The organism is Xanthomonas campestris pv. phormiicola, assembly GCA_025666215.1.
Classification (GTDB): domain Bacteria; phylum Pseudomonadota; class Gammaproteobacteria; order Xanthomonadales; family Xanthomonadaceae; genus Xanthomonas_A; species Xanthomonas_A campestris_A.
The window spans coordinates 1,218,603-1,230,939 of record CP102593.1; the positions used below are offsets into that span (position 1 = coordinate 1,218,603).

General features: G+C 69.2%; 6 protein-coding genes. 2 read left to right on the top strand and 4 right to left on the bottom strand.

From position 1 onward, the window contains the following. Window positions 1-21 precede the first annotated feature (21 nt). Window positions 22-2,043, top strand: coding sequence for a sensor histidine kinase (locus NRY95_04985; protein ID UYC17322.1), 2,022 nt, complete (start codon window positions 22-24; stop codon window positions 2,041-2,043). 209 nt (window positions 2,044-2,252) lie between these two features. On the opposite strand, the gene NRY95_04990 is transcribed toward NRY95_04985, so the two are convergent. From NRY95_04990 to NRY95_05000, 3 genes are all read right to left on the bottom strand, one after another. Next, complete coding sequence (locus NRY95_04990) at window positions 2,253-8,027, bottom strand: filamentous hemagglutinin N-terminal domain-containing protein (GenBank protein UYC17323.1); 5,775 nt, start codon at window positions 8,025-8,027, stop codon at window positions 2,253-2,255. 13 nt (window positions 8,028-8,040) lie between these two features. Continuing rightward, window positions 8,041-9,738 (bottom strand): BamA/TamA family outer membrane protein, encoded by a 1,698-nt coding sequence (locus NRY95_04995; protein ID UYC17324.1) that lies wholly within the window; start codon window positions 9,736-9,738, stop codon window positions 8,041-8,043. A gap of 262 nt (window positions 9,739-10,000) precedes the next feature. Continuing rightward, the gene (locus NRY95_05000) at window positions 10,001-10,546 is read right to left on the bottom strand and encodes an O-acetyl-ADP-ribose deacetylase (GenBank protein UYC17325.1); all 546 of its coding nucleotides are present in this window, start codon (window positions 10,544-10,546) and stop codon (window positions 10,001-10,003) included. Between the two features lie 126 nt (window positions 10,547-10,672). Between NRY95_05000 and NRY95_05005 the strand changes: the two genes are divergently transcribed. Then, a complete protein-coding gene (locus NRY95_05005) occupies window positions 10,673-11,158 on the top strand; it encodes a hypothetical protein (GenBank protein ID UYC17326.1) in 486 nt (161 codons plus the stop codon). Between the two features lie 175 nt (window positions 11,159-11,333). On the opposite strand, the gene NRY95_05010 is transcribed toward NRY95_05005, so the two are convergent. Beyond that, window positions 11,334-11,840 carry an isoprenylcysteine carboxylmethyltransferase family protein gene (locus NRY95_05010; GenBank protein ID UYC17327.1) on the bottom strand — a complete coding sequence of 169 codons (507 nt, stop codon included), beginning with the start codon at window positions 11,838-11,840 and terminating at the stop codon, window positions 11,334-11,336. Window positions 11,841-12,337: the final 497 nt, after the last annotated feature.

Genomic DNA, 12,337 nt, shown 5'->3' on the forward strand with positions numbered 1-12,337 from the left:
GGCGCATGGCTGGGATTGGGGATGATCGCGTGTGTGGCCGCGCAACCGGCACGGCCGCCGCTGGCAGCGCTGCCGCTGACGGCCGAGTACCACGATGCAAGCGGATACCTGCAGCGCCTGGACGATCCGCAACACCGGTTGGATGCCCGCCAGGCCGCGTCGGCGTCCGGCTGGACCCGGTTGCCTGCCGGCCTCAATGCGGGATTCACTTCCGGCACCGTGTGGTTGCGCCTGCCGCTGCGGGTCGAAAGTGTACCGCCGGGAGGCTGGATGTTGCGATTGAGCAACGCCGTGATCGACGATGCGCAGGCCTATGCCAGCGTCGGCGATGGCGACTGGCGCGTGCTGGGGCGCAGCGGCGAAAACGTCCGCCGCCGCGACTGGCCGGTGGACTACCGCAGCCCGGTGTTCCAGTTCGCGCCCTCCCGTCCCGGCGACTACGTGCTGCTGCTGCGCCTGCAGAGCAAGAACGCCCTGGTCACCCGCCTGGATGTCTGGCAGCGGCTGCCGTTCGACAATCAATCGCGGCGCGAGGGACTGCAGTTCGGCCTGTACTTCGGCTTCTATCTGCTGCTGTTCTGTCTGCACCTGCTGTTCTGGATCGCGACACGCGCGCGCATGAGCGGGCTGTTCGTGCTCTATCTCGGCGGATGCGTGCTCAACGAAGCGATGTCGATCGGCCTGGTGCAGCAGGTCACGGGATTGCCGGTGGCGTGGAGCGACAGCCTGCTGGGCATCAGCATCGCCTGCAGCCTGCCGGTGGGATTCCAGGTCGCGAGCCGGCAGTTGAACCTGCGCGCCTTCCGTCCGGGATTCGTGCGCTGGAGTACGCGCCTGCTGTGGACGGTCGCGCTGGTCTGCGCGGCGTGCGTCCTTGCCGGCCACTACGCCTGGGGCATGCAACCGGTGCAGGCGCTGGCCTTGCTGGAGATCGTGGTGGTGGCGGTATTGGCGGTGGGTCTGTTGTGGCGGCGCTATCCGCCGGCGCTGTTCTTCGTGCTCGCCTTCTTCCCGTTCTACCTGGGGGTGATGCTCGGCTTCCTGCGCAACCTGGGCGCGATCCCGGTGAACGGGTGGACGCAGTACGCCACCACGTTCGGCACCATGCTGCACATGACGCTGATGAGTTTTTTCATCATCGGCCGCTACGAACGGCAACGGCGGATCCGCGAGCGGCGGCATGCCAATGCCGCGGCGCAACTGGCGCGCAGGCATGGCATGAAGCTGGAGCGCGAAGTGGCGGTGCGTACCGCCGAACTGCGCAGCGAGATACGCCGGCGGCAGGCGCTGGAGGACGAACTGCGCGCTTCGCTGGAGACCAAGCTCAGCCTGATGCAGGAGCAACGCGATTTCGTGGCGATGGTGTCGCACGAGTTCCGCACGCCGTTGGCCGTCATCATGGCATCGGCGCAGCAACTGGCGCGCAAGCTGGAGGCGCCGCCGGAACGCAACCGCGTGCGGTGCGGCAACATCCGCAGCGCGGCGCAGCGGCTGCTGGCGCTGGTGGACGAATACCTCGCGGACGACCGCATGGGCGAGACCCGTTCGCCGTTGCGGTTGCAGCCCTGCGCGCTGCGCGCGCTGTTGGACGAGCTGTGCCGGGATTTCCCGCCGCAGCGCGTGGTCTGCGACTACCGGGCCGACGACGACAGCCTGGTCACCGATGCCGGCCTGCTGCGGGTCGCGTTGCGCAATCTGATCGCCAATGCCGACCGCCATTGCCCGCAGGGCGAATCGATACGCATCCGGGTGCGCGGGCGCGGCGAAGGGCTGCGCGTGGAGATCGCCAATCCTGGCGAGCCCATCGAACCTGCCGATCGCGAGCGGCTGTTCCAGAAGTACTACCGTGGCGGGAACGCGGGGAACACGCCCGGCGCCGGGCTCGGCCTCTATCTGGTGCGCAGGATCGCCGAACGGCTTGGCGGCTGGGTCGGGCTGGCCGGGGATGCGTCCGGGACGTCCATCTGCTTCGTGCTGCTGCTGCCGCGACGTGCGGGCACGCCGATCGCGCTGGCGCCGTCGTGGCCGGCGCTCGATCCCTGACGCCGCACGGCTGCGCTCGCCAGCGGCCACTGTGGGGCGCGCGCAGCCAACGCGCGCGCTGGACGCCTGTGGGCATCCGATACGTTGCCAAATAAGGCGTGCTTGCACGGCACGCTTCGAACGTTCGGCGAACAGCGGCCATCCCAGCGCCGCAATGACGGTGCCAAGCCCCAGGACGCCGCAACCGGGCGCCCTGAGGCCGGCATCGGCTATTGCTGGATGACGCAGGCTTCCGCCGGCACGGTGGACGCGCCCTGGCTGCAGGCCAATGCCGGCGCGCGAACGCCGCCGTCGACGATCATGATCGATGCGTTGCCGGACGTGGCGCCACCGCCGCCCTGGGCCTGCGCGCTTGCCGCCAGTTCCCTGGCCGCTTCGTCGGTGGCCTGTGGGTCGCTCGGCAGTGCCGAACCGGCATCGCCGCTCCAGGCGCTCGCCGCCACCGAGTTGTTGATCTCCTGCACCGTCGCATTGCCCAGCGCAATGCCGGGGCTGGTCTCGCCGCCGCTCGCGGCCTGCACGGTCAACACGCCATCGACGTAGTCGATGACGTAGTTGGACAACCCGGTGCCGGTGGCGCCGGACGCGGTGATGGCATAGCGGCCGACCGCGGCGCCGGCAGCCGCACCGGGGCTGCTCAGCGACACGCCGGACACCGCATCGCCGTTGAACAGGCCGGAGACGCTGTAGCCGCTCAGGTCGAGCGTGCTGCCGTAGCGCTTGCCGGCGTCGCTGGCGACGATGCGCAAGGTGGCCGGATCGACGCGGAGGCTGCCATCGACATAACTGATGACGTAGTTGGACAGGCCCGCACCCGTGGCGCCGGAGGCGGTGATGGCGTAGCTTCCGACCCCCGCGGTGGCGCCGGAACCGGCGCTGCTCAGGCTGACGCCGGACACCGTGTCGCCATTGACCAGGCCGGAGACGCTGTAGCCGCTCAGGTCGAGCGTGCTGCCGTAGCGCTTGCCGGCGTCGCTGGCGACGATGCGCAAGGTGGCCGGATCGACGCGGAGGCTGCCATCGACATAACTGATGACGTAGTTGGACAGGCCCGTGCCAGCGGCGCCGGAGGCGGTGATGGCGTAGCTGCCGACCCCTGCGGTGGCTGCCGCACCGGTGCTGCCCAGGGTGACGCCGGAGACCGCGTCGCCGCCGACCAGACCGGACACGGTGTAGCCGCTCAGGCTGGCAGTGCTGCCATAGGTCTTGCTGCCGCCGGATGCCGTCACCGTCAGTGACGCCTGGGCGATGGTGATGCTGCCGGTCGACGAATAGCCGATGTCATAGCCCTGCTGGCTGGAATACAGACCGCCGAGGGCGAGGCCGCCGTTGCCGCTCGAGTAGGTTCCCGCATTCTTGCCGGTGGTCGAGTAGCTCAGCGACGAGCCGAACAGCAGGCTGCTGTCGACGTTGCCGGACGTGGTGTAGCCGGACGCGGTGCCGCTGGCGACCGCGCCGTCGTAGGTCTTGTCCGCGCCGGAAACGTCGGTGGTGACGGTGAGCGACTTCAGGAAGCTGCGCAGCAACGGGGTGGTGTCGCCGTCGTAGATGCGCCAGCTCAGGCCGGTGCCGCCTTCGTCGTCGATGTTCCAGCCGGCATCGGTGAAGGTGGACAACGTGGTCAGCTGGTTCCAGGTCTTGCCGCCGCTGTAGCCGTCGATGCTGCCAACCGCATTGCCGGCAACGTTCAGGCCGGCGTTGATCGCATTGCCGCTGGCGTCGGTGGTGGCGAAGAAGCTCGCATCGATGGTGCCGTTGGAGTTCGAGCCGACCAGGCCGCCGACCGCGCTGCTGCCGGACACGCTGCCGGTGCTGTAGGAGTCGCTGATGGTGTTGTGGTAGTTGACGCCGACCAGGCCGCCGACATACGCATTGCCGGCGACATTGCCGCTGGCATAGGTGTTGGCGATGGTGCCGTTGTAGTTGTAGCCGGTAAGCCCGGCGACATACATGTCGCCGGTCGCGGTACCGGTGGCGTAGGCGGTCGCGATGCTGCCCTTGTCGTTGTAGCCGACCAGTCCGCCGATGTAGTCGTCGCCGGAGACGGCGCCCGTGGCGTAGACCCTGCTGAGGGTTGCCGATGCGTTGTAGCCCACCAGCCCGCCGACCTCGCTGCCGCCGGACACGTCGCCGGTGGCGTAGGCCGATTCGATGCTGCCGCCGCTCATGCCGCCGACCAGTCCGCCGGTGTCGTAGGTCGTGCCGGTCACCGCGCCGGTCGCATATGCATTGTGGATCGTGGTGCTGGAACTGCGTCCGACCAATCCGCCGATGCTCTTGGTGCCGGAGACGCGTCCGCTGGCATAGACATTCTGGATGCTGCTGGACGCGGCGAGGCCGACCAGGCCGCCTGCGCTCGCCGTGGTCGCGGTGACGTCGCCGGTGGCATGCGCGTTCTGGATGCTGCTCTGGGTCGCGCTGCCGATCAGGCCGCCGACGTTGTTGCCGGTAGAAGCGCTGTTGCTGCTCACGCTGCCGGTGGCGCGGACATCGTCGTAGGTGCCCTGATAGTCGTTGCCGACCAATCCACCCACGGTGCTGCCGCCGGCGACCGTGCTCGTCGAGTAGGAAGCGGACACCGCTCCGGCGTTGTTGCTGCCGATCAGTCCGCCGACATAGTTGTTGCCGTACGCGCTGCCGCTGCCCAGGACGCTGCCGCTGGTATGCGCGCCGGAGATCGCCCCGCCGTTGTTGGAGCCGACCAGCCCGCCGAGGAAGTTGCCCGTGCCGGCGATGCTGCCTTCCACGGAGGCTGCGCTGATGCTGCCGGCGTTCTGGCCGACCAGCCCGCCGACATAGGCCGTTCCGGACACGCTGCTGCCGGTCAACGCGAGGTTGCGGATGCTGCTGCCGCTGCCGGTCACGCCGAACAGGCCGACGTAATTTTCGCTGCTGCGGGCGATGGTCAGGCCGCTCAGCGTGTGGTGGCGTCCGTCCAGGCTGCCGCTGAAGGCATTGCTGGCATCGCCGACCGGATCGAAGCCGGCGCCGCTCCACATGCCGCTGGCGTTGCTGCCGGAGGTCTGGCTGGCGTCGATGTCGGCGGACACGGTGTAGCCGGCCGACAGGTTGTAGGCCATCAGCTGCAGCTGGTGGGCGTTGGCGATGGTCGTGCTGTACTCGCTGGCCAGGAACGGGCGCGTCTGCCCCTCGATCATGATCCAGGCCGCGCTGCCGTTGCCGTCGGTGGCGACGTAGACGTCGCTGGTGCCATCGACCAGCGACCAGGTGCCGAGAGTGCCGTAGCTGCTGTGGCTGTAGCGCCCGCCGCTGGCGATGCTGGTCAGATTGGCCGTGCTGCCGCCGGAACTGCCGATGGCGTTGGCCTGGCCGGTGCTGTCGATGTCCCAATACGCATTGCTGACGCTGCCCGTATTGGCGCCGACCAGCCCGCCCACATTGTTGGTGCCGCTGACCGCGCCTGTGGCGTAGCTGTCGCTGATGCTGCTCGACGCGGTGCTCTGCGAACCCGGGTTGTTGACGCCGACCAGTCCGCCCACCGAGGTCGGGGCCAACACACTGCCGGTTGCGTATGCATTGGTGATGGTGCCCTGGTAGTTCATGCCGACCAGGCCACCGGTGATGTAGGCGGTTCCTACGACGTTGCCGGTCGCGTAGACGTTGGTCAGTACGCCGTAACTGTCGTTGAAGCCGACCAGGCCGCCGACGTAGCTCTTGCCGGTGACGCTGCCGGTGGCGTAGGAGCCGCTGATCGTTCCGTACGCGTTGCGCCCGGCCAGGCCGCCGACGTTGGCGCTGTTGGAGGTGACGTTGCCGTTGGCGTAGGAGTCTTCGATCACGCCGTTGTCGTTCATGCCGACCAGGCCTCCGGACGTATCGCTGCTTGCGCTCACGTTGCTGGCCGAGTGCGCGCCGGTGATCTGGCCCGAGTTGTAGCCGACCAGACCGCCCACGTTGTTGCCGCCGGTCACGCTGCCCGTGGAGTAGACGTTGCTCAGCGTGGCCCGGCTGGTGCCGGCGAGGGCGCCCACGTAATTGCTGCCGGAGACCGAGGCGTCGACCAGGCCGAGGTCGCGGATGGTCGCGGTGCCGACATAGCCGAACAGGCCGACGTAATAGTTCCCGGAGTCGATGCTCAGGTTGCTGATGGTGTGGCCCAGGCCTGCGAACGTGCCGCTGAACTCGCCGGAGGCCGTACGCGCCATGATCGGCGAGCCGTAGCTGGTGCCGCTGGCGTCCAGGTCGCCGGCCAGGGCGTAGTTGCCGGTGTTGCCCACCACGTTCTGCAGGTCGTCCAGCGAGCGCAGCAGGGTGTAGGCATCGCCATTGATGCTCAGCTGGGCATTGCGGCCGCCGAGGGTGATGGGAGCGTTGACGTTGTAATCGGTGCCGCTGGCGGCGGCACCGTTGGCGGTGTAGCCGCCGTAGTTCAACACCAGGCCGGCGTTGCTGCCGGTCGCGGTGATCGCGGCATTGACGTTGATGTCGTGGTAGGCGTCCAGGGTCAGCGTGGTGTTGCCGCTCCAGCTGATCGCCGAGTTCACGTTGATGTCGCCGCTGCCGCCGCTGCTCACGGTGCCGGGACCGCTGGCGGTGGTGCTGGTGGTGATCAGGGTGACGTTGGTGCCGCCGTCCAGCGTGCTGCCGATGGTGCTGGCGGCGGCGCTGTCCACGCTGAGGTCTTCCGGGTCGACCAGCCAGGTCCCGGCCGCGCCGGTGCCGGCGGCCTTGGCGGCGACCGCGATTCCCGAGAAGTCCACCGTGTGCCCGCTGGTTTCGAGCAGGCCGCCGTCGCCGTTGCCGGCGCCGTTGGCGGCCAGCGATCCGTGCACGGCGGTGTGGCCGTTGGACCAGACCACGATCGAGCCGCCGTTGCCGGCGCCGGTCGCGCTGGCATCGAGCACCGCGTCGCTGGCGACCGTGGCCGAACTGGCCTGCAGCAGGTTCTCGCCGCCCTGGTAGCCGCCGCCGATGCGGATGCCGCCGCCGGCGGTGGTGCCGCTGGCATCGATGCGGCCGCTCACGTTGACCGCGGCATCGGAGAGCAGCTGCACGCTGCCGCCACTGCTGCCGGAGACGTCGATGCTGCCGCTGCTGGCGATCGCGCCGCCGTTGGCGACGAACCTGACGCTGCCGCCGGAGCTGTCGATGGCGGAGGCCTCGATGGTGCCGGTGTTGTTGATCAGCAGGTCGGAAAGCCCGCTGCTGGCCGCCTGCAACAGGATCTGGCCGCCGCCGGCGCGCAGGCGGCCGCTGTTCTCCACCGCCGCCTCGGTGCCGTCGACGGATTGGCTGGCGGCGGCGACCAGCTGCAGGCCGATCGCGCCGGCCGTGTCCATGGTCACCTTGACCCGGTCGGCGGAGAGCAGGCGGATGGCGCCGTTGTCGGCGGCGATCGCGCCGCTGTTGGCGACGTGGTTGCCGACCAGGTTGACCGAGCCGCCGCCGCTGGCGGCGATGCTGCCGCGATTGACCACGCTGGCCGCCGCGTGGTCGCCGCGCGCGAGCACGTAGGCGTTGTCGTCGTCCTCGGCCAGGCCGAGCGAGCTGGCGACCAGGCCGCCGACGTTGACCTTGGCATTGCTGCCGAACAGGATGCCGGCCGAGTTGATCAGGAACACGTTGCCGTTGGCGCGCAAGCTGCCGTCGATGCTGCTGGCGCCATGCGCGGCGTCGATCAGGTTGAGCGCGACCGCCGAACTGGAGGGCTGCACGAACACCACGCTGGCGTCCTTGCCGACATTGAAGCTGTTCCAGTTGAGCACGGCCTTGGCCGCGTTCTGGTCGATGGTCAGCGTGCTGCCGTTCTGCGCCACGGTGGCGCCGCTGGCGGCGGACAGCGAGGGCAGTCCGCCCGCATGCGCGGGTGCGGCCAGGGCCCAGGCCAGGGCCAGCGGCAGCAGCGGCGCGGACAGGCGCGCGGCGCCGCGCAGGCCGCCGCCGGCATGGCCGGTGGCGGCTTCGGAGGCGACCTGGAGTACGCCGAGATTGCGGTTGAAGACGAGGCGGTAGATGCGATTCATGGTGGTCCCCAGATCAGAAGGTCAGGCCGAAACGGGCCCAGTAGCGGACGTTCTTGCCGTCGGCCGGGGCGGTGCCGCCGCTGGGCTTGGCCGCGGCCAGGTCCAAGGCCAGCCCATGCCAGTGGGGAAGGCGGAAGTTCAGGCCCACGCCGGGTCCCTGGAACGTGGTGACGGCGTCGTACACGGCGCGGTTGGCGCCGTTGGGGTAGACCCGGCCGTAGTCGTAGAACACGCTGGCGGTCAGCAGTTCGCTCCAGGGGCGGCCGCCGAACGGCGAGGCGGCGCCGGCGAAACCCGGGGCGTCGACCTGGTATTCCAGGCTGGAGTCGAAGCCGCGGTCGCCCAGCGCGCTGCCGAGGGCGAACGCGCGCACGCTGGTGGGGCCGCCGAGCGAGAACTGTTCCAGCGGGGTCAGGGTGTCGTCGCTGTACTGGCCGTTGAGGCGCAGCTGCAGGCGCTGGGTGGCGCTCAGGCCCTGCAGGCGGGTGTAGGCCAGGCGCGCGACCAGGAAGTGGCGGTCGTGCTCGGCGTACAGGTAGTCGGTACGCGGCGAGTCGTCGTCGAGGGAGCCGCGCACGCTGAGCTGCAGCAGGTCGATCGCGTGCCGCTGGCGATCGTCGTGGCGCAACGAGGCGCCGAGTTCGACCACGTCGAACTTCTGCTTGGACAGCAGCACGCCCAGGCCCTGGATGCGCGAACTTTCCTGCACCAGGTGCAGCCAGCCCTGCATGCGCCAGGCATCGGTATTGCGGAATTTCCAGTCCAGGCCCAGCGATGTCTGCTCGGTCGGCCCCTGGATGTCCAGCGCGGCGAACGCACCGGTGTTCAGATCGACCAGGCTGCGGGTATAGGCGGCGCTGACGCCCAGGCCCGGGACGTCGGCGATCGGCACCTGGTAGGCGACGCTGCCCTGCCAGGTGTTGGCCGGATCGAGCGCATAGGCGTAGCTGGCGGCGAAGTGGTCGCCCAGGCCGAGCGGATTGTTCCAGTCCACGCCGAGCTGGGCGCGATAGCGTCCGATGCTCTCGGTGCCGTAGTTGCTGGCGCCGAGGCTGACCTGCAGCGGGCGGTCTTCGCTGGCCTGGATCACCACGTCGGTCTCGCCGGGTTGCGCGCCGGGCTTGAGCACGGAGGTGACGGAGACACCGGGCAGGTCGCGGGCGTACAGCAGCGCCGACTGCAGGTCCTGCTGGCGCAGGATCTGGCCCTGCAGGGCCAGCGCCGGGCTGGCGATGAGGCGGTCGTCGTAGCGGCGCGCGCCCTCGACGGTGATCTTGCCGACCCGGCCTTCGGCGACGCGGATCTCGACCACGTGATCGGGGCCGAGGGTCTGCACCGGCAGGTAGGCGCGGGCGACCAGAAAACCAGCCTGGCGATAGGCCTGGGTCAGCGCGTCGGCGATCTGCTGCAACTGGGCGAAGCCGAGCTGGGCCGGCAGCGAACCGCCGCTCAGTGCGCGCAGGCGTGCGTCGGCCAGCGCTTGCAGGCGCTGCGCGCCGATGTCCTGCCGGGGATGCTCGCCGACACCGGTCACGCGGATCCCCTGCACCGCGATCGGTGCCGCCGCAGTGGCCGATGGGCCGGCCGCGGGAGCGGCGTCTTGGGCAAGCGCCGGGGCGCAGGTCAGGGTCAGGGCCAGGCTGGCAGCCCAGGGCAGCGCGAACAGGGCATTCGCCAGCGCGCTCGGACGCAGGCGGCAGGAAATCGTCATGGTGTTAAGGCGGCGTTAGTGTGAAGGCCAGCGCAATTTAGCCTTCCCGCCACGGACCAGTCTGAGCAAATCTGAGCGCCACGGCGAATACCTGCGGCGGTCCCTGGCAGGCTGTCAGGAAAATCCCGACAGCGCGGTTCGGTACGCTCGAGGAGAAACGCCCGAGGGAACCGCTAGAACCTGGAGAGGCGCGCGCAAGCGCAGATCCAGGACGGCCGCCGCGCCCGCAGGCGGTGCCATGGCAAGCCGCCGCTCGGTTGAGTCAGGCCGCGGCGCTGGTGTACTGCACGGACCGCAGCGCCTGTTGGTAGGCCTTGGCGGTGGCGTCGTTGTAGGCGACCAGAATGATCCGCTTGGGCACGGCGTGCGCCTTCTGCCAGGCGTCGGTCTCGGCCACCGCGATGCGCGCGGCCTGGTGCAGCGGATAGCCGTAGACGCCGCAACTGATGGCCGGGAACGCCACCGAGTGCAGGCCCATCTGTTCGGCCAGGCGCAGCGAGCGCCAGTAGCAGTTGGCGAGCAGCGCCGGCTCGTCGTGGGCGCCGTCGCGCCACACCGGGCCGACGGTGTGCAGCACATGGCGTGCCTTGAGCCGGTAGCCGGCGGTGGCGCGGACCTCGCCGACCGGGCAGCGCACGCCGGGCTTCAACTCCGGCAGACGCAGGCATTCCTCCACCAACTGCGGGCCGGCGGCGCGATGGATCGCCGCGTCCACGCCGCCGCCACCGAGCAGGGATTCGTTGGCGGCGTTGACGATGGCGTCCACGTCCAGTTCGGTGATGTCGCCTTGCCAGATTTCGATCTTCATGAGGCGATCTTTATGGGATTCCAATGATGGACACGTGATGAACGCGGGGCTCAGGCCGCCGCGCTGCAACGGTGGCTTAACCGGCGAACGGCAAGACTGCGGCGTCTTCATCTCAGCGCCTGCGACATGAACCCGAGCCATCCGTCACCCGCCATCGCCGAGGCCTTGGCGCGCGGCGAGATCATCAAGGCAATCAAGCTGTTGCGCGCGCAGAGCGGCATGGACCTGCGCAGCGCCAAGCAGCAGGTGGACGCGTGGCTGCAGGCCGGCGCCTCGCAGACGGTCGCGCAGATGCTGAGCCGGCATGCCAGCGTCGCGCCGCCCGCGGCGGTGGCACCGACGGCGGAAGAGACGGAGCGATTGCCGCCGGCGGCGCTGCTGGCGCTGGGGCAGGGCCAGCTGCTGCAGGCGATCAAGCTGACCCGCGAGCAGCATCCGGGCATGCAGTTGCGCGAGGCCAAGGAACTGGTCGAACACTACCGCGACCGCAACGCGCCGCGGGCCGGGACGCTCCCGACCGTGGCCGGTGGCGACCGCCCTGGCGCGTGGCTGTGGGGCGTGTTGGCGCTGCTGGTTGCTGCCGCCGCCGCGTTCTGGTGGTGGCGCAGCTAGTGTGGGAGCGACTTCAGTCGCGACCGGCGTTACCGCGGAGGCCTGTCGCGACGGATGGCCCAAGCCCAGCCAGCGTCGATCCCACAAATCCAGTCGCGCCGGCAACGAAACCTTGGCGAGATGCCGGGGCCGTGCCGATCCAGCGCGACGCATCCCATTCGCCGGGCAGTGCGGCCTACAGCCAGCGCCGTACCTGCGCGCAATAGCGGTCGTAGGCACTGCCGAAGCGCTCGCGCAGGCGCGCCTCTTCGAACGGGATCACCACCCGCTGCAGCGCCAGCAGCGGCAATGGCAGCAACAGCAGCGCCCACGGCCAGCCGATCTGCACGCACAGGCCGGCATAGCTCAGCACCAGGCTCACGTACATCGGGTTGCGGCTGTAGCGGTACGGGCCGCGCAGCACCAGGCCGGACGGCGCCCGTTCGGGCAGGATCGTGGTGCGCAGCTGCGCGAACAGCACGAAACAGGCCAGCGCCAACAGCAATCCGGCGCCGGCGCCGATGCCGCCGGCGATCTGTATCCATGCCAGCGCGCGGCCCTGCGGCAGGGGCAGGTCGAGCAGGTGTTGCAGACAGGCGCCAAGCAGCAGCGCGGCCAGGAAGTGCGCCGGCGAGGTCGAACGCACCAGCAGCGGCACATGTGCAGGACCGCAGTCCTGCCGCCCGGAAACCCGATTGCGCAAAGATTCCTCCCCCGTTTCCATGCTGCCTCGCCCGGCCACTTTAGCGTGTCGCCTGCGGTCCTGTCCCGGCACCGATGGTCTTGCCCCCGGCATCGCACAGGAGGGCGGGGGTGATGGGACAGTGCGGCCAGGTTGGTCATGCGGCGGGCGCACCGACCTGAGCCACACCGCGGCGCGGTCATCGGCCCGGAATACGCGCTGGGTTGCAGTCATGTTGCGTTTTTTGCAATGCGCGTGTGAAAAAATGCTGATTGAATATGTTCGGCAGACCTTATTAGAGTCGGTCTGCAATGCGACGCCTATCACGGCGTTGGGGATCGCAACATAGAACCACCAGCTGTAGTTCCTTCCGATGTTCTGGCGCTTGCGCAGGGACGACATTGGGTCCTGATGCCGGCCGTCGCTCGCTGCGGCCGGTTTTTTGCACCGCTCTTTGCATTCGGATTGCCCATGCCGTTCGTGCTTCCCCCGCCTTCAGCGGTGCCTCCTGCAATGGT

Coding starts and splice junctions, on each gene's coding strand:
- NRY95_04985 (UYC17322.1), top strand. CDS start 22: ATGATCGCGTGTGTGGCCGCGCAACCGGCACGGCCGCCGCTGGCAGCG.
- NRY95_04990 (UYC17323.1), bottom strand. CDS start 8,027: ATGAATCGCATCTACCGCCTCGTCTTCAACCGCAATCTCGGCGTACTC.
- NRY95_04995 (UYC17324.1), bottom strand. CDS start 9,738: ATGACGATTTCCTGCCGCCTGCGTCCGAGCGCGCTGGCGAATGCCCTG.
- NRY95_05000 (UYC17325.1), bottom strand. CDS start 10,546: ATGAAGATCGAAATCTGGCAAGGCGACATCACCGAACTGGACGTGGAC.
- NRY95_05005 (UYC17326.1), top strand. CDS start 10,673: ATGAACCCGAGCCATCCGTCACCCGCCATCGCCGAGGCCTTGGCGCGC.